Source organism: Pseudomonas sp. Y5-11 (assembly GCF_022368695.1).
Lineage (GTDB): Bacteria > Pseudomonadota > Gammaproteobacteria > Pseudomonadales > Pseudomonadaceae > Aquipseudomonas > Aquipseudomonas parakoreensis.
In genome coordinates this window covers 2,751,996-2,778,161 of record NZ_CP058974.1, presented here as the reverse complement: position 1 = coordinate 2,778,161, position 26,166 = coordinate 2,751,996, and the positions used below count along the sequence as shown (strand labels likewise).

19 protein-coding genes and 8 tRNA genes are annotated in these 26,166 nt (G+C 60.3%); 7 read left to right on the top strand and 20 right to left on the bottom strand.

Annotation, left to right across the window (positions count from 1 at the left end; genetic code table 11):
• Positions 1-8: 8 nt before the first annotated feature.
• The 7 genes from HXW87_RS12530 to HXW87_RS12500 all read right to left on the bottom strand — a co-directional run bounded on the left by HXW87_RS12530 (position 9) and on the right by HXW87_RS12500 (position 7,892).
• Positions 9-311 (bottom strand): contact-dependent growth inhibition system immunity protein, encoded by a 303-nt coding sequence (locus tag HXW87_RS12530; protein ID WP_121184442.1) that lies wholly within the window; start codon positions 309-311, stop codon positions 9-11.
• The gene (locus HXW87_RS12525) at positions 308-4,951 is read right to left on the bottom strand and encodes an RHS repeat-associated core domain-containing protein (protein ID WP_239778994.1); all 4,644 of its coding nucleotides are present in this window, start codon (positions 4,949-4,951) and stop codon (positions 308-310) included. Before HXW87_RS12525 ends, HXW87_RS12530 begins: the two co-directional genes overlap by 4 nt.
• Before the next feature lie 246 nt (positions 4,952-5,197).
• Positions 5,198-5,596 (bottom strand): sel1 repeat family protein, encoded by a 399-nt coding sequence (locus HXW87_RS12520; RefSeq protein WP_239778993.1) that lies wholly within the window; start codon positions 5,594-5,596, stop codon positions 5,198-5,200.
• Positions 5,597-5,968, bottom strand: a complete 372-nt coding sequence (locus HXW87_RS12515) for a hypothetical protein (RefSeq protein ID WP_003223109.1) — start codon at positions 5,966-5,968, stop codon at positions 5,597-5,599.
• Positions 5,965-6,306 (bottom strand): helix-turn-helix transcriptional regulator, encoded by a 342-nt coding sequence (locus HXW87_RS12510; RefSeq protein ID WP_041071888.1) that lies wholly within the window; start codon positions 6,304-6,306, stop codon positions 5,965-5,967. The genes HXW87_RS12515 and HXW87_RS12510 overlap by 4 nt, the downstream gene beginning before the upstream one ends.
• A gap of 113 nt (positions 6,307-6,419) precedes the next feature.
• A complete protein-coding gene (locus HXW87_RS12505; RefSeq protein WP_041071886.1) occupies positions 6,420-6,875 on the bottom strand; it encodes a YkvA family protein in 456 nt (151 codons plus the stop codon).
• Positions 6,876-7,175: 300 nt separating this feature from the next.
• A complete protein-coding gene (locus tag HXW87_RS12500) occupies positions 7,176-7,892 on the bottom strand; it encodes an FKBP-type peptidyl-prolyl cis-trans isomerase (protein ID WP_007966725.1) in 717 nt (238 codons plus the stop codon).
• 270 nt (positions 7,893-8,162) lie between these two features.
• Between HXW87_RS12500 and HXW87_RS12495 the strand changes: the two genes are divergently transcribed.
• Positions 8,163-9,971 carry a di-heme-cytochrome C peroxidase gene (locus HXW87_RS12495; protein ID WP_239778992.1) on the top strand — a complete coding sequence of 603 codons (1,809 nt, stop codon included), beginning with the start codon at positions 8,163-8,165 and terminating at the stop codon, positions 9,969-9,971.
• The gene (locus HXW87_RS12490) at positions 9,968-11,131 is read left to right on the top strand and encodes a catalase family protein (protein ID WP_239778991.1); all 1,164 of its coding nucleotides are present in this window, start codon (positions 9,968-9,970) and stop codon (positions 11,129-11,131) included. Before HXW87_RS12495 ends, HXW87_RS12490 begins: the two co-directional genes overlap by 4 nt.
• 221 nt (positions 11,132-11,352) lie before the next feature.
• On the opposite strand, the gene HXW87_RS12485 is transcribed toward HXW87_RS12490, so the two are convergent.
• The 8 genes from HXW87_RS12485 to HXW87_RS12450 form a co-directional block, all read right to left on the bottom strand.
• A tRNA-Asp gene (locus tag HXW87_RS12485) sits at positions 11,353-11,429 on the bottom strand.
• A gap of 19 nt (positions 11,430-11,448) precedes the next feature.
• Positions 11,449-11,524, bottom strand: a tRNA-Val gene (locus HXW87_RS12480).
• Between the two features lie 200 nt (positions 11,525-11,724).
• Positions 11,725-11,801: transfer RNA gene (locus HXW87_RS12475), tRNA-Asp, on the bottom strand.
• Between the two features lie 19 nt (positions 11,802-11,820).
• Positions 11,821-11,896, bottom strand: a tRNA-Val gene (locus HXW87_RS12470).
• Between the two features lie 200 nt (positions 11,897-12,096).
• A tRNA-Asp gene (locus tag HXW87_RS12465) sits at positions 12,097-12,173 on the bottom strand.
• Positions 12,174-12,192: 19 nt separating this feature from the next.
• Positions 12,193-12,268: transfer RNA gene (locus HXW87_RS12460), tRNA-Val, on the bottom strand.
• A 200-nt stretch (positions 12,269-12,468) separates the two neighbouring features.
• A tRNA-Asp gene (locus HXW87_RS12455) sits at positions 12,469-12,545 on the bottom strand.
• Between the two features lie 19 nt (positions 12,546-12,564).
• A tRNA-Val gene (locus HXW87_RS12450) sits at positions 12,565-12,640 on the bottom strand.
• Between the two features lie 159 nt (positions 12,641-12,799).
• On the opposite strand from HXW87_RS12450, the gene rdgC reads away from it, so the two are divergent.
• The 3 genes from rdgC (at position 12,800) to sugE (ending at position 15,294) form a co-directional block, all read left to right on the top strand.
• A complete protein-coding gene (rdgC, locus tag HXW87_RS12445; RefSeq protein ID WP_003223096.1) occupies positions 12,800-13,720 on the top strand; it encodes a recombination-associated protein RdgC in 921 nt (306 codons plus the stop codon).
• Positions 13,721-13,894: 174 nt separating this feature from the next.
• On the top strand, positions 13,895-14,860 hold the full coding sequence (locus HXW87_RS12440; protein ID WP_047292912.1) for a bile acid:sodium symporter family protein: 966 nt from the start codon (positions 13,895-13,897) through the stop codon (positions 14,858-14,860).
• 119 nt (positions 14,861-14,979) lie between these two features.
• A complete protein-coding gene (sugE, locus tag HXW87_RS12435) occupies positions 14,980-15,294 on the top strand; it encodes a quaternary ammonium compound efflux SMR transporter SugE (protein WP_047292910.1) in 315 nt (104 codons plus the stop codon).
• Positions 15,295-15,417: 123 nt separating this feature from the next.
• Here sugE and HXW87_RS12430 read toward each other — a convergent pair whose 3' ends face one another.
• The 4 genes from HXW87_RS12430 to HXW87_RS12415 form a co-directional block, all read right to left on the bottom strand.
• Positions 15,418-17,292 (bottom strand): MFS transporter, encoded by a 1,875-nt coding sequence (locus tag HXW87_RS12430; RefSeq protein WP_095667127.1) that lies wholly within the window; start codon positions 17,290-17,292, stop codon positions 15,418-15,420.
• Positions 17,293-17,389: 97 nt separating this feature from the next.
• The gene (locus HXW87_RS12425) at positions 17,390-18,541 is read right to left on the bottom strand and encodes a TDT family transporter (protein ID WP_239778990.1); all 1,152 of its coding nucleotides are present in this window, start codon (positions 18,539-18,541) and stop codon (positions 17,390-17,392) included.
• A gap of 105 nt (positions 18,542-18,646) precedes the next feature.
• A complete protein-coding gene (locus HXW87_RS12420) occupies positions 18,647-18,958 on the bottom strand; it encodes a cupin (protein ID WP_097087529.1) in 312 nt (103 codons plus the stop codon).
• Positions 18,959-19,009: 51 nt separating this feature from the next.
• Entirely contained in the window at positions 19,010-20,197 is a 1,188-nt protein-coding gene (locus HXW87_RS12415; protein WP_239778989.1) for an MFS transporter, read from the bottom strand.
• A gap of 91 nt (positions 20,198-20,288) precedes the next feature.
• Here HXW87_RS12415 and HXW87_RS12410 point away from each other — a divergent pair, with 91 nt between their 5' ends.
• Positions 20,289-20,831 (top strand): TetR/AcrR family transcriptional regulator, encoded by a 543-nt coding sequence (locus HXW87_RS12410; protein WP_239778988.1) that lies wholly within the window; start codon positions 20,289-20,291, stop codon positions 20,829-20,831.
• A 247-nt stretch (positions 20,832-21,078) separates the two neighbouring features.
• On the top strand, positions 21,079-24,549 hold the full coding sequence (locus tag HXW87_RS12405) for a PAS domain-containing hybrid sensor histidine kinase/response regulator (protein ID WP_239778987.1): 3,471 nt from the start codon (positions 21,079-21,081) through the stop codon (positions 24,547-24,549).
• A gap of 87 nt (positions 24,550-24,636) precedes the next feature.
• On the opposite strand, the gene rmuC is transcribed toward HXW87_RS12405, so the two are convergent.
• Entirely contained in the window at positions 24,637-26,001 is a 1,365-nt protein-coding gene (gene rmuC, locus HXW87_RS12400) for a DNA recombination protein RmuC (RefSeq protein WP_239779151.1), read from the bottom strand.
• Positions 26,002-26,166 lie beyond the last annotated feature (165 nt).

Below are 26,166 nucleotides of genomic sequence, written 5' to 3'. Positions count from 1 at the left end.
AACTCACTCTAATTTTTTCCACTTTGCAGCATAGCCAGCACGTGGCTTAACCATTCTTGACCGGAAGTCCACTTATTCCAATAGCAGTAGTAGCAACTGAGATCTCTCAACAAGTAATCTCTTATCGTCACCTCATCTTTATCTTGACTCAGCAAAGACTGCAACTCTTCACAAACCAAAAGTATTATTTCCGGATCTGAGGTTTGTAAGAAGTCAGCAATAACTTTATCGGGGGTGTCGTACTCTATTAGCCAATCTTGATGAAAGTAGGCCCCAAAAAAGTCGTGAAGCTCGGGAAATTCTTGATTCATAGTTCTGGAAATCCGGTCAGCAAAAAATATCCCAAAGGGAGTGTAGGGTCTTTTTTCAGAACTAGCAGGAGTTTTAGTGCCGACCGAGGATGTGTGGCGCCATTCAGCAAGCTCACTCCCACCGGCTGGTTGAGATCGTGGGTGATAGTTGTCTTTCCCTTTGTGCTATTTAAAAAATCTTGCACCTTTTGCGCATTCACCCTCAAAGCTTCTGAAACAGCGGCCTCAGCTCCGGCGCGGTTGGAAAATGTAGAAGCTGCTGGAATATGTGGCTCCGCCATTAATCTTTGGGCTAACTGCGCATCTGTTCTACCAATATGTTTGATTATTAGATGTCCGCCCTGAGCCTCATGCGCAGCCAAGCCCCCACCTGGAACTATCTCGCTGTAAGGCCCTTCAGCTTGTATTGCCCCCGGACACGGATTGCAAGCCAACCCCAACGGATCCACCCACCCCGTCGGATTCGGCACATACCGGTACTGATTCAACCCACCTGCCAACTTGATGGGATCCGGCGTCAGATACCGTCCCAACCTCGGGTCGTAATACCGATGCCGGTTGTAATGCAGCCCACTCTCCGCGTCGAAATACTGCCCCTGAAAGCGCAGCGGCTGGTCGAGGTAGTCCTCGCCGGCGAGGGTGATGGCTGCGACTTTGCCGTAGGCGTCGTATTGCGCCGACCAGACGATTTCGCCGCTGTAATCGGTCAGTTCCTGCGGGGTGCCGAGGTGGTCGAGCTGGTAGTAGAACGGGCAGGCGCGTTTCGGGCCTTTACCGTCGAGCAGCGCCAGCGGGCGGAAGGTGCCGGGTTCGTAGACGTAGCTGCGGTATTGGACCTTGCTGCTTTCGGCGACGAGATGGTCGCCTTGCCAGAAGAACTCGGTGCTGTGGCCGTCGACGGTCTTGCGGATGCGTCGACCAAAAGCGTCATATTGGTAGGTCGCGGTTTGGCCGTCCGGGCGGGTCAGGCCGATCAGGCGGTGCTGGCAGTCGTAGCGGTATTCGGTGATCAGCAGTTGATCGCGGCCGCGACGCTCGCGGATCAGGTTGCCGAAGGCGTCATAGTCGTAATGCCGGTCGCCCTGCATCAGCAGGCGATTGCCCTTGATCCGGGTGGGGCCGGGACGGTCCTGCATCAGCAGGTTGCCGGCCGGGTCGTGGGCGAAGGCTTCCGGCAGTTCGTCGCGCGAATGACGTACGCGGATCAAGCGGTCGAGGGCGTCGTAGCCGTAGGTGCGCTGACCGTGACGGCTGTCGGCAATGTGTTCCAGATTGCCGTTGGCGCTGTAGGCATAATCGCGGCGATACAGCGAAGCGTGCTGATGACCTACAGCGTGGGCCAGCAAACGGCCCTGGTCGTCGTAGGCGTATTCGCTGAGCAGCAGGCCTTGCTGGCGTTGTTGTTCACGACCCGATTGATAGACGTGGCTGGTCAGCCGCGTGCCATTAAGGTCAATGGCGGTCAGCGCGCCGCCCTTGGCGTAGTGATAGTCGAGCTTGCTGTTGTCCGGCAGACGCTGGCGTTTGAGCTGGCCGCAGGCGTCATAGGCATAACGCAGGGTGCCCCAGCCCTGATGCTCGGTGATCAGCCGGTCCTGCAGGTCGTATTCAAAGGCCAGTGGATGTTGCTGGCCGTCATCGACGCCGATCAACCGGCCCAGGCGGTCATAGCGATACTCGACCTGAACTCCGTCGGGCAGGGTTTTCAGCAGCAGACGCCCGGCCGCATCACGCGCGTAGGCAGTGACCAGCGTCGAGCCGTCGTCGCCGAACTCGGTCTTCTCCAGCAGGTGCCCGTTACGGTCGTAGGCGTATGCGGTGCGCCGGCCGTCGAAGCCGGTTTCCTGTCGGATCAATCCGGTAGGCGTGTAGTCCAGTCGGTACTTTTCGCCGGATTCGTTCTCGATTTCCGTCAGCAGCAGTTGCGCATGGTCGTAGCGATACTGCACCCGCGTGCCGTCGGGATTGATCCTGCGCGAGACCAGATGCAGGTCGTCGTCATACTCGTAACGGGTGATGCGCCCGAGTTCGTCGCGCTCGGCCGTGACCTGGCCGTACACGCTGTAGCTGTAGGCGCGGGTGGCGCCTGTAGGCAACGTCGTCTGAACCAGTCGGCCAATGGCATCCCACTGCTGGCGAGTGACGGCACCGTGTTCGTCGCAAGTGGTCGTCCGTCGTCCCAGCGCATCGTAGGAAAAACGCCGCACACCACCGTCAGGCAGGGTTTCCTCGATCAGTTGGCCGAGGTCATTCCACGACAACTTGTGCCGGCTGCTGTCCGGATAGCGGATCGACAGCAACTGCCCGCGCGTGTCGTAGTAGTAATGGGTGACCTGGCCGTCAGGATCGACCGCCTCGGTGACATCCCCTTCGGCGTTGCGCCGATACGTCCAGACCGCGTCACCACGAGAACGGCTGTGCAGGAAACCGTTGCGATACTCGTAGGACGTTGGCTCATTGTCCGGCGGAAGCAGCGCGATCAGCCGTCCGACGTCGTCGTAGCGGTATTCGGTGACCGCACCCAGCGGATCCTGCTCGGCGATCACCCGGCCCGCAGCGTCATAAGCCTTGAGGTGCTCACCGCCATCAGCCTCGACCTTGCGCACCAGCCGCGCGCTGTCATCGTGGACGTAGGTTTCTTCGGTGCCATCAACGTAATGCACCGTGACGCGGCCGCTGTCGTCCCAGACATACCGCGTATTCATCTGCGCGAAGGAGGCCCAATGGCGCACGCAACGCGCGGCTTTGCCGGAACGTTCCCACTCCCAGAAAAAGCTCGCGCCGCCGCTCAGTTGCCGCTGCAGGATGACGTGCTGATCGTCGTAGTCGTAACGCTCGCTGTCACCGACGGCGTTGGTCGCGGCCAACAATCGCTGACGGGCGTCGTAGCAATAACTGACCAGCGTTTGCTCGGTGCGCCAGCCACCCGCCTCAAACACCTGGTAATCAACTGCCACCAGATGTGCCCGGTCGTAGCGCAACAGCAGCGAGCGCCCGGCCCCGTTATCCAGGCGCTGCAGACGCTCGGAATGATCGCGATGCACCGTCAGACGATTGCCATATGCATCACTGACCGCCGTCAGCCGCCCGGCACGAAAGTGATAAAACCGTGCCGCCTCCCCCGCCAGCGCGAGGATCAGTTCCTCCGGCTCATCACCGAGAAAAATCGCCGCCCGCGACAAGCTGTTGTGGATCTGCGGCCGTTCAACACTGGGCAACGGAAACCGCGTGCGGCGATTCTCGTGATCGACCCAGACCACCGCCTCGCCAGCGAACTCCAGCCGATGCGCCAGCGAATGGCTCCAGCCAAACCCCAGCCCGACATCGATCTCCACCGCGCTGGTGCGATACAGCCGGGTGAACTCGAACGGCAGCAAGCCATCGAGCCTGCCATCGGTCAGGGTCAGCAGTTCTTCGCCGGTGACCATCGACACCGGGCAGCCGTTGGTGCAGGTCAGCGGCGCGCAATCGGCGCTGTCGCCGTTGGGGTTTTTCGCTTGTTCCGGCGAGTCGTCGTGATGCTCGTTTTTCTTCAGGGCGGCGTTGCGCTTCGCATCCCAGCGCAACTGCATGCGGCCCTTTTTAACGCCGGCGGCAATGCCTCGCGCGGCGACGGTTTTGTACTGGTCGATGTAATGGATGAACGTGTTGACGATGCCGAACATCGCCTTGACCAGACGTTTCACAACCGTGAGCAGCTGGGCGGCGCGATCCGCCAGACGTAGCGTCAGATAAGCGATCCCTGCGCCAGCCCCGACGAATGTCAACACAACGCCGATCAGCACATCGAGCAGCAGCTGCACGATCATCATCGACGCCGTTTCAGCGGTTTTGCCGGCGATCTGGCTGGGCGGCAGCATCTCCAGCCAGAGACTCGCACTGCGCAGCAGCAAACACAGCGCCGCCTCATCGCTGACCAGCAACTGCAGCTTTTGCATGACATCCGGAGCTGATTCTGCGAGGCGGATCAGATCGGCCGCGCCGCTTCCAAGGCGATCGGCAAACGCGCCTGGATCCTGCAGAATTTCCGACAGCATGCCGAGGCTGTCCCACACCCCCTCGATCGCCGCCCAGCTCCCGGCGAGCATGCCGTTGCCTGCCGCTGTCGCCACCGACTGCGACCACTGCGGCTTGAACCCCTGCCACTCGCTGCGCAGCCAGCCCTCCAGATTGCCGGTCAAACCGTCGTAGGACTTGAACAGCGCCTCGATCTGCTCCGAGGTAACGTCGCTGTGCACCTGCACGCGATAGAACTTGCCGGGCGTCCCGGTGAATGTTCCCCGGCCTTGCGCATCAAGTCGGACGGGGAATATTTGGCCATCATCCACCGCCACCACATCGACCACGATGTCGCCCAGCGGAATGTCGTACACCGACTCGAATTTGCTCTCGATCGTCAGCACCCCGCTTTTCGGGCACTGCACGACGCCGGAGGCAAACTCACTGTCTCCTGTGCTGACAGCGGTGATGCGATCACCGAAACGGATGATCCGCTCCATGCCCATCAGCGACGGCAGATCCGCCGCGTGGCTGACCTGATCCGCTGCTCTGCTGAACCAGTGTTCAAGCTGCTGGCGATAGAGGCTGAGGGTGTCGGGAAAGCTGTCGAGTTCCTGCTCGATACGGCTGACGGCTTCCATCAGCGCACGCAACGATGCGGGGTGGAATGAAAAACCGGGTCAAACATGAACGTTCCCTCGCGCAAAAATTAGGCGCGGGGACTTTGCGGGGGATCAATCAGGAAAGAAGTCAGGCGAGTAGGCTTTTGCTGTAGGACAAATCTGCAAAGGACTGATTACTACAAAACGTATGGCGATAAACGCAAACGTGGCGTGAGGTTTCCCTCACGCCACGTTTATCGGACGATACAAAATGATTTACTGGGTTTAAGCCCGAGCGCTCAACTCTTGGAGTTTGAGCTCGGCCAACGGGTGGCCGGCCTTGGCGGCCAGCGTCCACCAGCGCGCCGCTTCTGTCGGATCCGGCGCTTTGCCCGGAGTACCGGCCAGGCTGATCACGCCGACCTGATAAGCCGCTTTGCCATCGCCGGCGAGCGCCGCCAGACGCAACAGCCGCACACCTTCTTCGCGGGCGCCCAGGCCAACACCGCGAAACGTCAGAATGTGCCCATAAAAGCTTTGCGCACCGACATCGCCCAGATTGGCCATGCGCGCAAACTGCCCTTCGAGCCAGCGCCAGCCTCTGGGCTGGCGGACGAACCACGACCAGTGAAACAGCCTGCGGGCCAACCAGTAACTGGCTGACGCCTTGAGTCGAAAGAACACTCAGGCCTCCGCCGATTCCGGGTACTCGTATTCGAAGACCCTGACCACTTCCGACGCATGCCAAGAGGCAGCCGCAACGCCATCGGATGGCCCGGAGAAACGTCCCAGACGTTCAACGCATTCAAAAAAACCGGTTCGTGGCAAACGACTGGCCCCTTGGCTGATCACCAGCGAACTGCGCAATGGCTGCTCGGCCTTGGCGTCGAGTGCGGCCAGATGCTCAAGTGCCGCGGTCAGCGTCTGCATCGCCGGCGTCGGCAGTTGCAAACGTTCGAGCAAGGCTCGATAGGTCAACAGATGGCGCTGCCTGCGCGCCTGATCCAGCTCCCCCAGCAATCCGTCCCAATGTTGACGACTGATGCGTACGCTCACGATTCATCCCTCCAACCCGGCACCGTCAGTTCCCAGGCCAGGCTGCGGCGAATCGCGGCGTCAGGTTGACGCTCGCCGCTTTCGATCATGGCCAGATAAGACGGGCTGATGCCTACCGTGCGGGCCAGCGCCTCGATGGCGATGCCCTTCCCTTCGCGCAAACTGCGTAGTTGATCCAGACCTGGAAGAATCGGGTCTGGCGCTGCGGCGGCCGGCGCTGGCGCCTGCTGCTGCGGTATGTCGTTGATGCCTGCTGCTTTCAGTAGAGCCTGATACTGGCCCCATGGCAGAACCGCGTATTCGGGTTCGCCATCGCGTGCAATTATCTGAATATCCATGACTACCCCGTAGGACAACAACACTTAGCGAGTCGGCACTTTTCCCTAGAAGTGTAATCCTAACAGCGGCCAAGGTCGCGGGGGGGTATCAATCTGCCTGCAGGCGAGGTGAATCAGGTTTTTTTCGGGCCCTGCAGTTGAAGTTGCTCGGGGGTATCGGGCAAACGTTCGACCACTGCGAGTTTTTCCGGCTGTTGTCGATTGCGCCAGAGCCGGAAGGCAGCGAGTTCGTCGTCGAGGGTTTTCATCAGCCAGGCGAGAACAGCAATGTCATCGAGCATGCCGAAGACGGGGATGAAATCCGGGATCGCGTCCACCGGGCTGAGGAAATACATCAACCCTGCCACCACCGAAACGATGGCCTTCGGACTGATCGCCCGGTACTCGCCGCGCCAGTAAGCCAGACACAAGGCCTGGAGCAAGCGCAGATCATCCTTGAGCTTGCCCAGGCGATTACCTTGCGCAGCGCCCTTGCTCGCCACGGCGAACAGCAGAGTCGGCAGCCGGCCACGGGCCAGCAGGCGTCCCGCCAGAGGCAGAAACCGGGCGAAATTCCACGGCGCTTTCATCTATTTCTCCCGTTGAAATGTTATCCACACAAATTGTGGATAACCTTGTGAACAGAGCTGCATTTCAGCGCTGAGAGCCCCGTTTCATAAGGGCTTCGCTCAGATCGGGCGTTTTTTACTCACATAAAAAAACCCAATATTTCATTGACTTGGCGGCTCAGGACGTCTACCCACGGTGGCCTCAATCTCTAGGACTGCTGTCAGCGGCATCCGTTCGCTCTGTTTACCTGCGCCATCCTTCAGATGCAACAACGCCCCGCATAAGCGAGGCGTTGTTGGCGAAGCCGTTACCGATGCCTGTTACTTGGCAGCGGCGTCTTCTTTGGCTGGATCCTTGATGGCCAGCAGTTCCAGGTCGAAGACCAGAACCGAGTTGGCCGGGATTGCCGGGCTTGGCGATTGCGCGCCGTAAGCCAGATCGCTAGGGATGTACAGTTTGTACTTCTCGCCAACGTGCATCAGTTGCAGACCTTCAACCCAACCCGGGATCACGCCGCTGACCGGCAGATCGATCGGGCTGCCACGTTCCACGGAGCTGTCGAACACGGTGCCGTTGGTCAGCTTGCCGGTGTAGTGAACAGTCACTACGTCGGTCGGCTTGGGCTGCGGGCCGTCGGCTTTCTTGACCACTTCGTACTGCAGACCGGAAGCGGTGGTGGTAACGCCAGGCTTCTTGCCGTTTTCTTCGAGGAATTTCTTGCCGGCGGCTGCCGACTCTTCGCTCATCTTGGCCATACGCTCTTCGGCACGCTTTTGCAGCGCGGCGAAAGCTTCGACCAGTTCTTCGTCTTTCAGCTTCTGTTCTTTCTTGCCGACGGCATCTTCGATGCCCTGGGCTACCGCTTTGGAGTCCAGATCATCCATGCCTTCCTGAGCAAGGCTCTTGCCCATGTTCAGGCCGATACCGTAGGAAGCTTTTTGCGCCGGGGTTTTCAGCTCTACGCTGGTCTGCGAATCACAACCCGCGAGGACCAGGCTAACCAGGGCTACCGCCGCCGCCAACCGATGCTGTTTCATGCTATTTCCTTGTTCATGCGCCGAAAGGGCAATCGAGTAAAGCCGCGAGCTTATCAGGCCGCCACGACCAATGGCTACCGGCATGAGAGCAGGAAACGTCCGATAAGTTCAGGGATTAAAACGCATTCGGGCAAAGCGACGATGAAGCTTCTGTCATCTGGGCCTGACAAGGGCTGACGAGACTTCCTACGACAGTTGGCGTAATGGCCACTTGCCGCACCTGCAGCAGCTGAGGCATAACAGCGCAACAACTCGACAAGGATGTTTATCTTGCGCCTCTTATTCCGTGTGCTGACTCTGATCGTGGTACTGCTGGGCCTGGTCCTGGCCGTGATTCTGTACTACATCGCCAACCCGAAACTGCCCTTCTATACCCCGGCCCAGCAGGTGCATTACCTGCAACAGTGGAGTGAGGAGGAGCGCCAGACTTACTATTTCACCCCGCAAGGGACGCAGGTCAAAGGCCTGCGCTATGAATGGTTCCAGGCGCTGGAGCTGCCCTTCTCGCAGCAGCGTTTCGCGTCCCCGGAATACCTCGCACGCTTCGGTTTTCTGGTTGATCCGCAGCAGAAAGCCACGCCGAACAATCCGGGCAATCTGCCGGTCGGTTTCGCGCGCCATCAGAACTCCGGCGGTACCGAGCAATACCTCGATATCACCTGCGCTGCCTGCCACACCGGCGAACTGCGCTTCAACGGCCAGGCCGTGCGGATCGACGGCGGGTCGGCGCAGCATGTTTTGCCTTCCAGCGTTCCTACGTTGCGCGGCGGCAGTTTCGGGCAGGCATTGGTCGCCAGTCTGACCTCGACTTACTACAACCCGTGGAAATTCGAACGCTTCGCCAGAAATGTTCTGGGCGATGACTACGAGCCGCGCCGCGAGCAACTGCGCAAAGACGTCAAGCAATCGCTGAACACCTTCCTCAAAGTCGCCTGGAACGATACCCATCGCGGCCTCTACCCGACCGAAGAAGGCCCTGGACGCACCGATGCGTTCGGCCGCATTGCCAACGCCACCTTCGGCGACGCAATTTCCCCCGCCAACTACCGCGTGGCGAACGCCCCGGTCGACTACCCGCAACTGTGGGACATGTGGACCTTCGACTGGGTGCAGTGGAACGGCTCGGCGCAGCAACCGATGGCGCGCAACATCGGTGAAGCGTTGGGCGTCGGCGCCACGCTGAATTTCTTCGACAGCAACGGCCAGCCGCTGCAAGGCGATGCGCGTTATGCCTCGAGTGTGCGCGTACGCGATCTGCACACAATCGAGGAAACCCTGCAACGCCTGCAACCACCAGCCTGGCCGGAAGATGTCCTGGGCGCCATCGACAAACCGCTGGCCGCCAAGGGCCGCACGCTGTTTGCCGAGAACTGCGCCGGTTGCCACGTGCCGCGCAAGACTCAGGAAGGCGAGCGCTGGGTGCAGCACTTGCACATGTTGCCGGTCGAGGTGATCGGCACCGACCCGAATGCCGCGACCAATATTGCCACCCACCGTTTCGACCTGACCCCGCTGCAATGGGACCTGAAAGAACTCGAACAGATGGATGTGAAGTTGCATCCGACGCCCACCGAACCACTGGATCTGAGCCAGCTGTCGGTGGCCAAGGGCCTGGCCTACGTCACCGCGTTCGTCGAGAACCGTGCCTATCGCGAGGCCGGCGTCACCGCTGAGGAAAAGCCACAACTCGACGGCTTCGGCCTGCCGATCGGTGTGCGTGAAAAGGTTGCCTACAAGGCCAGGCCACTGGCCGGCGTCTGGGCCACCGCGCCGTTCCTGCACAACGGTTCGGTGCCAAGCCTTTATCAGTTGCTGTCGCCGCAGGATGAGCGCGCGACGACTTTCTATAAGGGTTCGTTCGAGTATGACCCGCGCCATCTGGGTTATCGCACCGAAGCCTTCACCAACGGCTTTTTGTTCGATACGCGAATCACCGGCAACCACAACAGCGGCCACGAGTTCCGCGCTGGCGAGCGCGGCAATGGGGTTATCGGCCGCCTGCTGCAACCGGAAGAACGCTGGGCCTTGCTGGAGTACCTGAAAGTATTGGGCGGGCCATTGGAGGCGCAACTGCCATGATGATCAACTCGTACAAAAAACCCTCCCTTCTCGCCCGCTTCTGGCTGTGGCTGGGGCGACTGCTGGGCAAAACCCTGCTGGCCCTGCTGATTGTCGGCCTGCTGGGCTGGGCGATCGCGAGCGCGTGGTTCATCTGGCAACACAGAGGTCCGGTGTCGGCGCAGGAACAGATTCCCGCCGGTGAAGCGGCCATGACCCAGGACGTGATCCAGACCGCCGTGCGTATCGTCGATCAACACCGCGAAGGCACACGCTACTTGCGCGATGCGCATGCCAAGGCACACGGTTGCGTAAAAGCCGAGGTCACGGTGTTGCCAGAACTGACGCCAGCGCTGCGCCAGGGTGTTTTCGGCGAACCGGGCAAAACCTGGCAGGCGCTGATTCGCTTGTCCAATGGCAACGCCTACCCGCAGTTCGACAGCATCCGCGACGCCCGGGGGATGGCAATCAAGCTGCTCGATGTCCCCGGCAAGCAGCTGCTCGACGACCTTCCGGTGCGCCGCGAACAAGACTTCGTGATGTTCAGCCATCCGAACTTCTTCGTCAGCGATGTCGCCGAGTACCGTCAAAATGTGGCTGCTCAGGCTGACGGCAAAAAAATCATGGCGTTTTTCCCCGGTTGGGATCCGCGCACCTGGCAGATCCGTCACCTGCTCATCGCCTTGGCGACTCTGTCACCGCCGCCGGACAGCCCGACCGCGACCACCTACTTTTCGGTATCGCCTTACAAATTTGGCGAGGCCAATGCCAAGTTTCGCGTTGCGCCGGATCCGGACAACTGCCCGACCTACACCCTGCCCGCACAAAATCACGACCTGCCGAATTTCCTGCGCAGCGCCTTGAACCAACAACTGTCGACAGATCGGGTACCGGCGTGTTTCGTGCTGCAGATTCAGCGCCAGGATGCGAACAAGTACATGCCCATCGAGGACACCAGCATCGAGTGGCGCGAGCAGGATTCAGCGTTCGAGACAGTGGCACGGATCACCCTGCCGGCGCAGGACTTCGACACGCCGGCGCTAAATCTGGCATGCGACAACCTGTCGTTCAATCCGTGGTTTGGTATCGAGGCGCATCGGCCGATTGGCGGGATCAATCGCTTGCGTAAAGCGGTGTATGAGGCGGTGAGCGATTATCGGCACAGTCGCAATGCCGAATAGTGAGAAGACGAGGAGATGATTTGTGGTGAGGGGATTTATCCCCGATGGGATGCGAAGCAGCCCCAGCTTCAAGACTATGGGCCTGCTGCGCAGGCCATCGGGGATAAATCCCCTCACCACACAGGCATTGCAGAAATTCTTAAATCGCAGACAGCAAAAAGCCCGCACTCGGCGGGCTTTCTGTGGTGACCTGGCGTTCAGTGGGTCCAGGTGACCGAATATGGCGCAGCGGACGGGACTCGAACCCGCGACCCCCGGCGTGACAGGCCGGTATTCTAACCGACTGAACTACCGCTGCGCTAAACACTTGAAACGAATGGTGGGTGATGACGGGATCGAACCGCCGACATTCTGCTTGTAAGGCAGACGCTCTCCCAGCTGAGCTAATCACCCTTCGCTTCGTTACGGGGCGCATTATGCCACAAGTTTTCGTAAAGTGTTGATTTAATTGAAGTTTTTTTTCAAATAAATCCGAAAACCGGTGAAACGACACAAACCCGATGGAACAAGGTACAAACGTGAGACAGAAAAAAACCCGCTTCAGCGGGTTTTTCCGTGGTGACCTGGCGTTCAGTGGTCCAGGTGACCGAATATGGCGCAGCGGACGGGACTCGAACCCGCGACCCCCGGCGTGACAGGCCGGTATTCTAACCGACTGAACTACCGCTGCGCGAAATGCTTGAAACGAATGGTGGGTGATGACGGGATCGAACCGCCGACATTCTGCTTGTAAGGCAGACGCTCTCCCAGCTGAGCTAATCACCCTTCGCTTCGTTACGGGGCGCATTATGCCACAAGTTTTCGTAAAGTGTTGATTTAATTGAAGTTTTTTTTCAAATAAATCCGAAAACCGGTGAAACGACACAAACCCGATGGAACAAGGTACAAACGTGAGACAGAAAAAAACCCGCTTCAGCGGGTTTTTCCGTGGTGACCTGGCGTTCAGTGGTCCAGGTTACCGAATATGGCGCAGCGGACGGGACTCGAACCCGCGACCCCCGGCGTGACAGGCCGGTATTCTAACCGACTGAACTACCGCTGCGCTAAACACTTGAAACGAATGGTGGGTGATGACGGGATCGAACCGCCGACATTCTGCTTGTAAGGCAGACGCTCTCCCAGCTGAGCTAATCACCCTTCGCTTCGTTACGGGGCGCATTATGCCACAAGTTTTCGTAAAGTGTTGATTTAATTGAAGTTTTTTTTCAAATAAATCCGAAAACCGGTGAAACGACACAAACCCGATGGAACAAGGTACAAACGTGAGACAGAAAAAAACCCGCTTCAGCGGGTTTTTCCGTGGTGACCTGGCGTTCAGTGGTCCAGGTTACCGAATATGGCGCAGCGGACGGGACTCGAACCCGCGACCCCCGGCGTGACAGGCCGGTATTCTAACCGACTGAACTACCGCTGCGCTAAACACTTGAAACGAATGGTGGGTGATGACGGGATCGAACCGCCGACATTCTGCTTGTAAGGCAGACGCTCTCCCAGCTGAGCTAATCACCCTTCGCTTCGGTGTGGCGCGCATTCTACGGAGCGACCCAACCTCTGGCAAGCACTTTTTTAATTAATTTTCTCAGGCCTTCCAAAGGCTTAGAGAAGGGTTGGCCTATGCCACGGCGAAGACAATAATGCCCCCCTTTGTATAAAGGAGAGACTCACCCCATGTGGTTCAAAAACCTGCTGATCTATCGCCTGACCCAAGACCTGCCTGTCGATGCCGAGGCGCTGGAAACTGCACTGGCCACCAAACTGGCGCGTCCATGTGCAAGCCAGGAGTTGACCACCTACGGTTTCGTCGCGCCGTTCGGCAAGGGCGAAGATGCGCCACTGGTGCACGTCAGCGGCGACTTCCTGCTGATCGCTGCACGTAAGGAAGAACGTATTCTGCCGGGCAGCGTCGTGCGCGACGCGGTCAAGGAAAAGGTCGAAGAGATCGAAGCCGAGCAAATGCGCAAGGTCTATAAGAAAGAACGCGATCAGATCAAGGATGAAATCATCCAGGCGTTCCTGCCGCGTGCCTTTATCCGTCGTTCGTCGACCTTCGCTGCCATCGCACCGAAACAGGGCCTGATCCTGGTGAACTCGGCCAGCCCGAAACGCGCCGAAGACCTGCTCTCCACAATGCGTGAAGTGCTCGGCACCCTGCCCGTGCGTCCGCTGACCGTGAAAACCGCGCCGACCGCGGTGATGACCGAGTGGGTCACCACCCAGCAAGCAGCACCGGACTTCTTCGTGCTGGACGAATGCGAGCTGCGCGATACCCACGAAGACGGCGGCATCGTGCGTTGCAAGCGTCAGGACCTGACCAGCGAAGAAATTCAGTTGCACTTGAGCACCGGCAAAGTCGTCACTCAGCTGTCGCTGGCCTGGCAAGACAAGCTGTCGTTCATGCTCGATGACAAGATGACCGTCAAACGCCTGAAGTTCGAAGACCTGCTGCAGGATCAGGCAGAACAGGACGGTGGCGACGAGGCCCTGGGCCAACTGGACGCCAGCTTCACCCTGATGATGCTGACTTTTGGCGACTTCCTGCCGGCGCTGGTGGAAGCGTTGGGCGGGGAAGAGACTCCGCAGGGGATCTAAACCTCTCTCCGGCGCCCTCCTTTATTGAGGGCGCCTGAAAAAGCAAAGATCGCAGCCTTCGGCAGCTCCTACATTTGGAATGTGTTTTCCTGTATGAGCTGCCGAAGGCTGCGATCTTTTTGCTGGCACCGTATGCTTAGCTTCCTAACGCTTTCACATAATAAGGAACACGCCATGCGAGCACTGGCTGCACTGAGCCGCTTTGTCGGCAACACTTTCGCTTACTGGGTTCTGATTTTCGCCGTGATCGCGTTCCTGCAACCGGCGTGGTTTCTCGGTCTCAAGGGTGCGATCGTGCCGCTGCTGGGGCTGGTGATGTTCGGCATGGGGCTGACCCTCAAACTTGACGACTTTGCTGCCGTCGCCCGCCATCCGTGGCGTGTGGCGTTGGGCGTGGTCGCACATTTTGTGATCATGCCCGGTGTGGCGTGGTTGCTCTGCCAGATCTTCCATCTGCCACCGGAAATCGCCGTCGGGGTGATTCTGGTCGGCTGCTGCCCAAGCGGCACCTCCTCCAACGTCATGACCTGGCTGGCCCGCGGCGATCTGGCACTGTCAGTGGCGATTGCCGCTGTCACCACCCTGCTCGCCCCGCTGCTGACCCCGGCGCTGATCTGGCTGCTGGCGTCGGCGTGGTTGCCGGTGTCGTTCATGGAGTTGTTCTGGTCAATCCTGCAAGTAGTATTGCTGCCGATCGTGCTCGGCGTGGTCGCGCAACGCGTGCTCGGCGACAAGGTGCGCCACGCGGTGGACGTGTTGCCACTGGTGTCGGTGGTCAGCATCGTGATCATCGTCACCGCCGTGGTGGCCGCCAGTCAGGCGAAGATTGCCGAATCCGGGCTGCTGATCATGGCCGTGGTGATGCTGCACAACAGCTTCGGCTACCTGCTGGGTTACTTCACCGGACGCCTGTTCAAGCTGCCACTGGCGCAGCGCAAGTCGCTGGCACTGGAAGTCGGCATGCAGAACTCGGGGTTGGGCGCGGCGTTGGCCAGTGCGCACTTCTCGCCGCTGGCGGCGGTGCCGAGCGCGCTGTTCAGCGTCTGGCACAACATTTCCGGGGCACTGCTCTCGACCTGGTTCCGGCGCATGAGCGAGAAGCAAGACCGTGAGGCGCTGGCGCAACAGCCGGCCGACTGACCGGGAAACTTGATCCCCGGATTAATGCTCGGCAGACTGTTGCGCTACGCGGGGACGACCCTGCGGCTCGATCGAGTTATCAATCTGGGGACGGCCCCGTCAATCGATGGAGGTCTCTCATGTCCTGGATCATTCTGTTTTTCGCCGGCCTGTTCGAAGTCGGCTGGGCCGTCGGCCTGAAGTACACCGACGGCTTCACCCGCCCGCTCCCCACCGTCCTGACCGTGGCGGCCATGGCCATCAGCCTTGGCCTGCTGGGCCTGGCGATGAAGGAATTGCCGCTGGGTACGGCTTATGCGATCTGGACCGGAGTCGGCGCTGTGGGCACGGTGATTGCCGGGATCATGCTGTTTGGCGAGTCGATGGCGTTGATTCGGCTGGCCAGTGTGGCGTTGATCATTACCGGGTTGATTGGTCTTAAAGTAAGCGCTTAAGCCAATGGCCCCATCGCTGGCAAGCCAGCTCCCACAGGGATCTCCGGTGAACACAAATCTTGTGTAAATCCAGAAAACCTGTGGGAGCTGGCAAGCCAGCGATGGGGCCAGCACTATCACCGATTACCTGACGGCCCCGCGCAACGCCCCCACCAACCCCTGCAATTTCGCCGGTTCCGCAGATTCCACCGCCACCGCCGAACCGGCCACCAACGTCACCCGCGACCACAACCGCTTGAACAGTCCCTTGTTCGGATCACGACTGAAGAAACTGCCCCACAACCCCTGCAACGCCAGCGGAATCACCGGCACCGGGGTTTCTTCGAGAATCCGCGTCAGCCCGCCCTTGAACTCGTTGATCTCGCCGTCAGTGGTCAACTTGCCTTCCGGGAAGATGCACACCAGCTCACCGTCCTTCAGATACTGGGCGATCCGGGTGAAGGCCTTTTCGTAGATCTGGATGTCTTCGTTGCGTCCGGCGATCGGAATCGTCCCCGCCGTGCGGAAGATAAAGTTCAGTACCGGCAGGTTGTAGATCTTGTAGTACATGACAAAGCGAATCGGCCGACGCACCGCGCCGCCAATCAGCAAGGCATCGACGAACGACACGTGGTTGCACACCAGCAATGCCGCGCCCTCGTCCGGGATCGCCTCGAGGTTGCGGTGCTCGACACGGTACATGGAATGGCTGAGCAGCCAGATCATGAAACGCATGCTGAACTCGGGGACGATCTTGAAGATGTAGGCGTTGACGCCGATGTTCAGCAGCGACACCACCAGGAACAATTGCGGAATCGACAGTTTGACCACACTCAGCAACACGATCGAAACGATCGCTGACACCACCATAAACAGGGCGTTGAGAATGTTGTTGGCGGCAATCACCCGCGCCCGCTCGTTCTCGGCGGTGCGCGACTGGATCAAGGCGTACAGCGGCACAATATAGAAGCCGCCAAAAATCCCGAGACCGAGAATATCGACCAGCACCGCCCAGGTATGCGCAAAGCCCAGCACTTCGATCCAGCTGTGGCCGGTGACGCTTTCCGGGATTCCCCCGGAATGCCACCACAGCAACAGGCCAAACACGGTCAGGCCGAACGAACCGAACGGCACCAGACCGATCTCGACCTTGCGCCCGGAGAGCTTCTCGCACAGCATCGAACCCAATGCAATGCCTACCGAGAACACCGTGAGAATCAGCGTCACCACGGTTTCGTCGCCGTGCATCCATTCCTTGGCGTAGGCCGGGATCTGCGTCAGGTAAATCGCCCCGACAAACCAGAACCACGAGTTGCCGACAATCGAACGCGACACTGCAGGGGTCTGGCCCAGACCGAGTTTGAGGGTGGCCCAGGACTGGCTGAAGATGTTCCAGTTCAGGCGCATTTCCGGCGATGCCGCGGCAGCGCGTGGAATGCCGCGACTGGCGAGATAACCCAGCACGGCAATGCCGACAATCGCCGTCGACACCAGTGGCGCGTAATGGGTCGAGGACATGATGATGCCGGCGCCGATGGTCCCGGCGAGAATCGCCAGAAACGTGCCCATCTCCACCAGCCCGTTGCCGCCAACCAGTTCATCCTCACGCAATGCCTGCGGCAGGATTGAATACTTCACCGGCCCGAACAGCGCCGAATGCGTGCCCATGGCGAAGAGCGCGACCAGCATCAGCGACAGGTGATCGAAGAGGAAACCGACCGATCCTACGGCCATGATCGCGATTTCCGCGAGTTTGATCAGACGGATCAGCGCGTCCTTGGCGAATTTTTCCCCGAACTGCCCGGCCAGCGCCGAGAACAGGAAGAACGGCAGGATAAACAGCAGCGCACACAGGTTGACCCAGATCGAACGGTCACCCTCGATGGTCAGCCGATACAGAATGGCGAGAATCAGCGACTGCTTGAACACGTTGTCATTGAACGCGCCCAGCGACTGCGTGATGAAAAACGGCAGGAAGCGCCGGGTGCGAAGCAGGTTGAACTGTGAGGGGTGACTCATCTTCCGTGTTTCCCTGAGGTCGGTAGAGAATGGCCTGGATCTGCTTATTGGAATCTCGATCGGCGCTCCAGGCCACACCTTACCTAAACTTTTCAGGTTATTTCTTCAAACCTGCAATACACGGCGAGACAAACAACTCACCGCGCCACGCGCCTTGCACGGTGCGTTTACCGACGATCAGCCACATCACTGCCAGCAACGCTACCAGCACGCAGCCCACCACACTGAAAAATCCGAGGTTCAGCGTGCTGGCAAGCTTGAGGGTCGCCAGCGAGTACACACCCAGCGGGAAGGTGAAGCCCCACCAGCCGAGGTTGAACGGGATGCCGTCACGCAGGTAACGCGCGGTGATCAGCAGTGCCATCAACATCCACCACAAGCCGAAGCCCCACAGGGTAATCCCGGCAATCAGCCCGAGGCCCGCAGCGATTTCACCGATGCCCGGCAGGCCGTTGGCGGCGAAGATCGCCGGTGCATCGCTACCCAGCAGCAACATGCCCAATGCACCGGTACCGATCGGGCCGAGGGCCAGCCAGCTCGAGGCGGCCATGTTTTCATGCGGCAGTTTATGCAAGGCCATGCGCAGCAACAGGATGGTCAGAATGCTGAACGCCACCGGCAGGGAGAATGCCCAAAGCACGTAGCTTGTCGTCAGCACCACCAGTTGCGCGTGGGCATCGGCCAAGTGCGGCGCGAGCAAACCGCCGCTGGCCGCCGCCACTTCCGCCGCCACCACCGGCAACAACCAGACGGCGGTCATCTGGTCGATGCTGTGTTCCTGACGGGTAAACATCATGTACGGAATCAACACACCGCAGGCCAGCGACATCGCCACATCGAGCCACCACAGCACTTCGGCAAGATGAATCACCCCATCGCCCCAGCGGGGCAGACCAAACACCAGAAAACCGTTGATGATGGTCGCCAGGCCCATGGGAATCGTGCCGAAGAACATCGATACGGTGGAGTGGCCGAAGATTCGCCGCGCCTCATCGAAAAACAGCACCCAGCGCGCGGCATAGGCGAAGGTAAATAAGGTGAACAACAGAATGTTGAACAGCCACAACCCTTCGGCCACCGCGTGCAACCCGGGGATCGCCACCGGCAGTTGCGCCAGCGCCAGGGCTAGCACGCCGGTGCCCATGGTTGCGGCGAACCAGTTCGGGGTGAATTGGCGGATCGCTTCACGCGGATGCTGAAGCTGGCTGAACGGCTTGATACCGGGTTTGGCAGTGTTGGGGCAAATCATCATGAACTCCTGTCCTCAGGTGAGGTTGAGTCCATGGTAGAACCGAATCGAATATCTATATAACGGGTAATTTCTCTATCTGTTATCTACTTTACAGATAAGCAGTCAAACACTGCCTTCGCTTTCGATCACTAGAATCCGCGCCGCGCCCTGCGGATGTGCCACGTGCTCGGTGCCGACCGAAGCGTAGAAAATGTCGCCGACCTCAAGCAGCGCCTGCTTTTCTTCACCCTGTTCGCGATAGCGCATCTGCACCTGACCATCGAGCACCACAAACACTTCCTCACCATCGTTGACGTGCCATTTGTACGGCTGATCGGTCCAGTGCAGGCGCGTGGTGATGCCGTTCATGTTGGCGATGTCCAGCGCGCCCCAGGCACGCTCGGCGGTGAACGACTTGCTGCGGATAATCTTCATCTGTCGATCCGTGAAAAGAAGGCCGGACAAAGGTAACTGAAACCACCGCGTTTATGGAGTGCTGCAAGCCTTCACTGCTTGCGGGCGCAGGCTGAGCAACAGCGCGGTGACGGCCAGGACGATCAATCCGGCGCCGTAGCCGTCGGTGGTCGCCAGCAATCCATAGGCGCGGGTCAAATGCCCGGCCAACAAGGCCGGCAGGCAGAACGCCAGATAACTCAGCGCGTAGTACGCCGACATCAAACCGGCCCGTTCATGCGGCAGGGCCAACGGCACCAGGCTGCGCACCGCGCCGAGGAAACCCGAGCCAAAGCCGCAACCGGCAACCAGTGTGCCGAGGAAAAACAGCGCCAGACTGGCACTGTGCACGCCAAGCAAAATCAGCAGCACGCCGACAGGCAGCAGACTGGCGCCGATTTGCAGGGCTTTGCCGGCGGGACGATTGCGCAAAGTGAAAATCATCAGCGCCCCGGTCACGGTCAACGCCGAGACGGTCGCGCCGCCGATCAGGTTCGACGTCGAGCCCGTGGCGGTGCGCACCAGCGACGGCGCCAGTGAGGCAAAAAAGCCGCCGAGGGCCCAGGTTGCGGTGTTCAGCGGTAGCACACGCCATAAGGTCGAACGCGCCTGAACCGGCACATGCAGGGTCGGCCGCAGTGAAGCCCAAGCCCCGGATTGCGGGGTGACGCTTTCCAGCAGACGCCAGACATACACCGCCTGCAACACAAACAGCGCCAGCAACAACCCGTAAGTCAGTTGCAACGGCGCCGGGGCGAATTCGGCGAGCAGGCCACAGCCCATACTGCCCAGCGCCATGCCGAGCAACGGTGCGACGCTGTTGATCAACGGCCCTTGCTGGCGGTCGGTGTCGAGCAGTGTGGCGCTCAAAACAGCGGTGGCCATGCCGGTGGCAAAACCCTGCAGCACGCGGGCGCTGATCAGCCAGGCAACACTGTCGGCGCTGATGAACAGCAGCATCGCCAGCGCGTTGAGCAGCACGGCAGTGAAAATCACCGGCTTGCGCCCCAGGTGATCGGACAGCGATCCGACCGTCAACAGCGCCGCCAGCAGACTCAGCGCATACACGCCGAAAATCAGGGTCAGCACAGCTGCCGAGAAGTGCAGTTGATCCTGATACAGGTGATACAACGGCGTCGGCGCTGTGGAAGCGGCGAGGAAACTGAGTAAGGTGATCGCCAGGAAAATCAGGCTGCCACGGTTGGAAGAAAGGCTGGTCATGGGCACACTCCGCAAAAGCTAATTTTTTGCTTTTGCGGAGTGTGCGCTCGACTTTGGCTTAAAGCAAATTCTTTGTGTTAAGGTCTGGCGCATGGCTATTAAAGAAGGTTTACGCCCCGGTGGCCGCAGTGCCCGGGTGCAAGAGTCGATTCATTCGGCAGTCCGCGCACTTCTGCAAAAACAGGAGCGCAGCACCGTGACCGTCCCGCAAATCGCGGCGCGCGCCGGGGTCACGCCGTCGACGATCTATCGGCGCTGGGGTGATCTGGCAGCATTGCTCGCCGATGTCGCCCTCGCCCGCATGCGCCCCGACAGCGAACCGGCGGTGACCGGTGAACTGCGCGGTGATATCCGCGCCTGGGCCGAGCAATATCTGGACGAAATGAGTTCGGAGCCTGGGCGCCACATGATGCGCGACGTGCAGGCCAGCGCCACGCCGGGGTATTGCGTGACGATCATTGGCGCGCAGTTGCAGACGATCATCGAGCGTCACCCTGACGAGCCGGCGCCGAGCGTTGATCATCTGATCAATCTGGTGGTGGCCCCGGTGGTGTTCCGGATTCTGTTTTCGGCGGCGGCGCTGGAGGTGGATGAGCTGCATCGGCTGATCGATATCGCACTGCGACAGGACTGACGCTTTCGCTGGCAAGCCAGCTCCCACAGGGTCTGTGATGTTCACAAAATATGTGCCCACTGGAGTTCCTTGTGGGAGCTGGCTTGCCAGCGATGGGGCCTGACCGGTCACCCGAGAAACCACCCGGTTTCAAACCTGCGACACCCCGCCACGCCACGACCTTGGTCGACACTGACTAACCGCCGCACTCATGCGAGACTGTCCGCCCGGGCAGGATTGCCGGGGAGTCTTTTGTCGGGAGTGTTGCATGTCGCTGTCCACCGGGCTGATCGCCGCCGTCGCCCTGGCCTATATGGCCATCATGTTCGCCATCGCCTTCTACGGCGACCGTCGCAGCACGCCGTTGCCGCCGCGGATGCGCGCGTGGGTGTACAGCCTGTCGCTGGCGGTTTATTGCACCAGTTGGACGTTCTTCGGCGCGGTCGGCCAAGCCGCCGAACAGCTGTGGTCATTCCTGCCGATCTACCTCGGACCGATCCTGTTGCTGCTGGGCGCGCCGTGGGTCCTGCAGAAAATGGTGATGATCAGTAAACAGGAGAACATCACCTCGATTGCCGACTTCATCGCCGCGCGCTACGGCAAATCGCAATCGCTGGCAGTGGTGGTCGCGCTGATCTGCCTGGTCGGCGTCCTCCCTTATATCGCCCTGCAACTCAAAGGCATCGTCCTCGGCGTGAACCTGTTGATCGGCGCCGGTGCCGACGCCATGGGCACCCGCGCCCAGGACACCGCGCTGATCGTGTCGCTGGTGCTGGCGCTGTTCACCATTGTCTTCGGTACGCGCAACCTCGACGCCACCGAGCACCACCGCGGCATGGTGCTGGCGATTGCCTTTGAATCACTGGTCAAGCTGTTCGCCTTTCTTGCTGTCGGCGCCTTCGTCACCTTCGGCCTGTATGACGGTTTCGACGACCTGTTCAATCAGGCCATGCTCGCGCCACGACTGGAGCAATACTGGAAAGAAACCATCAACTGGCCGTCGATGGTGGTGCAGACCGGTGTGGCGATGATGGCGATCATCTGCCTGCCACGACAGTTTCACGTCACGGTGGTGGAGAATATCGACCCGCAGGACCTGCGTCTGGCCAAGTGGGTGTTCCCGGCCTATCTGGCGCTGGCCGCGCTGTTCGTGGTGCCGATCGCCCTCGCCGGGCAGATGATGCTGCCGAGCCACGTACTGCCCGACTCCTTCGTGATCAGCCTGCCACTGGCCCAGGCCCATCCGGCCCTGGCGTTGCTGGCGTTCATCGGCGGTGCGTCAGCGGCCACCGGCATGGTGATTGTGGCCAGTGTGGCGCTGTCGACCATGGTTTCCAACGACATGCTCTTGCCGTGGTTGCTGCGCCGTAACAACGCCGAGCGCCCGTTCGAAGTGTTCCGCCAGTGGATGCTTTCGGTGCGCCGGGTGAGCATTGTGCTGATTCTGTTGCTGGCCTACGTCAGCTACCGTTTGCTCGGCTCCACCGCGAGCCTGGCGACCATCGGCCAGATCGCCTTCGCCGCCGTCACCCAACTGGCACCGGCGATGCTTGGCGCGCTGTACTGGAAGCAGGCCAACCGCCGTGGGGTATTCGCCGGTCTGGCCGCCGGTACATTCCTCTGGTTTTACACGCTGATCCTGCCGATTGCCGCCCACAGCCTCGGCTGGTCGCTGAGCACGTTCCCCGGCCTTTCGTGGCTGCACAGTAACCCGCTGAACCTGCCGATCACCCCGCTGACCCAAGGCGTGGTGCTGTCACTGGCGGGCAACTTCACCTTGTTCGCCTGGGTCTCGGTGCTGTCGCGTACACGGGTTTCGGAGCACTGGCAGGCCGGGCGCTTCATCGGTCAGGAAATCAGCGCGCGGCCGAGTGCGCGTTCGATGCTCGCGGTGCAGATTGATGATTTGCTGCAACTGGCGGCACGCTTTGTCGGTGAAGAACGCGCGCGACAGAGCTTCATTCGTTTCGCTTACCGCCAGGGCAAGGGCTTCAACCCGAACCAGAATGCTGACGGCGAATGGATCGCCCACACCGAACGCTTGTTGGCCGGCGTACTCGGCGCTTCTTCGACACGGGCGGTGGTAAAAGCCGCGATTGAAGGTCGGGAAATGCAGTTGGAGGACGTCGTCCGAATCGCTGACGAAGCTTCGGAAGTCCTGCAATTCAACCGCGCCTTGCTGCAAGGCGCGATCGAAAACATCACTCAAGGCATCAGCGTGGTCGACCAGTCGCTGAAACTGGTGGCGTGGAACCGGCGCTATCTGGAGCTATTCAACTACCCGGACGGTTTGATCAGCGTCGGCCGGCCGATTGCCGACATCATTCGCTACAACGCCGAACGCGGCTTGTGCGGCCCCGGCGAGGCGGAAGTCCACGTTGCCCGGCGCCTGCACTGGATGCGTCAGGGCCGTGCGCATACCTCCGAACGCTTGTTCCCCAACGGCCGGGTGATCGAGCTGATCGGCAACCCGATGCCCGGCGGCGGCTTCGTCATGAGTTTCACCGACATCACTGCGTTCCGCGAGGCCGAGCAGGCGTTGACCGAGGCCAACGAAGGTTTGGAGCAACGGGTCAGCGAGCGCACCCAAGAGCTGTCGCAGCTCAACGTTGCACTGACTGAAGCCAAGGGCCATGCCGAGGCCGCGAATCAGTCGAAAACCCGTTTCCTCGCCGCCGTCAGCCATGACCTGATGCAGCCGCTAAACGCCGCGCGCCTGTTCTCTGCCGCCCTCTCCCACCAGGACGACGGCTTGAGCAGCGAGGCGCAGAAACTGGTGCAACACCTCGACAGTTCGCTGCGTTCGGCAGAAGACCTGATCAGCGACCTGCTGGATATTTCCCGCCTGGAGAACGGCAAGATCAACCCCGATCGCAAGCCGTTCGCGGTCAACGAGCTGTTCGACACCCTCGGCGCCGAATTCAAGGCGCTGGCACAGGAACAAGGGCTGACGTTCCGGGTGCGCGGCAGCCAGTTGCGTATCGACAGCGACATCAAGCTGCTGCGGCGGATCTTGCAGAACTTCCTGACCAACGCGTTCCGCTACGCCAAAGGGCCGGTGTTGCTGGGCGTGCGTCGACGCGGCAGTGAACTGTGTCTGGAGGTGTGGGATCGCGGACCGGGGATTCCGGAAGACAAGCAACAGGTGATTTTCGAGGAGTTCAAACGCCTCGACAGCCATCAGACCCGCGCCGAAAAAGGCCTCGGCCTGGGCCTGGCGATTGCCGACGGTTTGTGTCGCGTGCTCGGCCATACCTTACGCGTACGTTCGTGGCCGGGACGCGGCAGCGTGTTCAGTGTCAGCGTGCCATTGGCCCGGGCGCAAGCGCTGCCGCAAAGCGCCGCGGTGGAGTTGAACGGCAAGTTGCTCAGCGGCGCGCAAGTGCTGTGCATCGACAACGAAGACAGCATTTTGATTGGCATGAACAGCCTGCTCACCCGCTGGGGCTGTCAGGTGTGGACGGCGCGCAATCGCGAGGAATGCGCGGCGTTGCTCAACGATGGCGTACGACCGCAACTGGCACTGGTCGACTATCACCTCGACCACGGCGATACCGGAACCGAGCTGATGGCGTGGCTGCGCACCACGTTAGGCGAGCCGGTGCCGGGGGTGGTGATCAGCGCCGATGGCCGCCCGGAGACGGTGGCGCAGGTGCATGCGGCAGGGCTGGATTATCTGGCCAAACCGGTGAAACCGGCGGCATTGCGGGCGTTGTTGAGTCGGTATGTGCCGCTGTAAAAGCAAAAGATCGCAGCCTTCGGCAGCTCCTACATGGGATTTGCATTCATCCTGTAGGAGCTGCCGCAGGCTGCGATCTTTTGCTCTTTACTCTGGCAGTTCGACCAGCCCGTCGACATCGGTCATCGCCCGTTCCAGCAAGTCCGCCGGTAGACTCTTGCTGGCCCGCGCACCGAGCAGTTTGAGCTGCTCACTGCGGCTGACCAGGTTACCGCGCCCTTCCGTGAGTTTGTTGCGCGCCGAGCTGTAAGCCTTGTCCAGCTGTTGCAGACGATTGCCGACCTCGTCCAGATCCTGAATGAACAGCACGAATTTGTCGTACAGCCAGCCGGCACGCTCGGCGATTTCCCGGGCGTTCTGGCTCTGCCGCTCCTGCTTCCACAGGCTGTCGATCACCCGTAACGTCGCCAGCAACGTGGTCGGACTGACGATCACGATGTTGCGGTCGAATGCCTCCTGGAACAACGTCGGCTCGGCTTGCAAAGCGGCGGAAAATGCCGCTTCGATCGGCACGAACAGCAACACGAAATCGAGGCTGTGCAGGCCTTCCAGACGCTTGTAATCCTTTCCGGCCAGGCCTTTGACGTGACTGCGCAGCGACAGCACGTGCTGCTTGATCGCGACCTGGCCGAGGGTGTCGTCTTCAGCGGCGACATACTGCTGATACGCCGTGAGGCTGACCTTGGAGTCGACCACCACCTGTTTGTCGCCCGGCAGGTAAATGATCACGTCCGGCTGGAAGCGCTCGCCGTCCGGCCCCTTGAGGTTGACCTGGGTCTGGTACTCGCGGCCCTTCTCCAGACCGGCGTGCTCCAGCACCCGCTCAAGAATCAACTCACCCCAGTTGCCTTGGGTTTTCTGGCCTTTGAGGGCGCGGGTCAGGTTGGTCGCTTCATCACTCAGGCGCAGGTTAAGCGCTTGCAGGCGCTCCAGTTCCTTGGCCAGCGAGAAGCGTTCACGGGCTTCGGCCTGATAGCTCTCTTCCACGCGTTTTTCGAAGGACTGGATGCGCTCTTTCAGTGGATCGAGCAACTGGCCGAGGCGCTGTTGACTGGTCTCGGCAAAGCGCTGTTCACGCTCATCGAAGATCTTCCCCGCCAGCTCGGCGAACTGCGCGCGCAACTCATCGCGTGAGCCTTGCAGGTCGTTGAGGCGTTGTTGATGGCTTTCCTGTTGCTCGCGCAGTTCGGCGTTGAGCGACGCGGCCTGGGCGTCGAGACGACGCAATTCGGCCTCTTTGTTGGCGCGCTCGATGTTCCAGGCGTGGGACGCGTCACGGGCGTCATCGCGCTCGATCTGCAGCAACTCGACTTCGCGACGCAGGGCCGCCAACTCCGCCTGCCTGGCGGCATTGGCCTGGCCGAGGTCGACGATTTCATCGCGACTGGCTTCCAACTGCGCGTTAAGCCCGTCCTGCGCCAGTTGCGCCATGGCCAGGCGCTCTTCGAGCAAGGCGGCCTCGGCTTGCCGGTCGCTGGCCCGCCGCTGCAGTTGCCAGGCCAGCGCCAGCAGCGGTAATCCCGCGCCCGCCAGACCGAGCAACACGCTGGTCAAGTCCATAGCCATAGCCACTCCTGCCGATCCGATAAAGCCTGAAGGTTAACCAAGGCGTGGGGT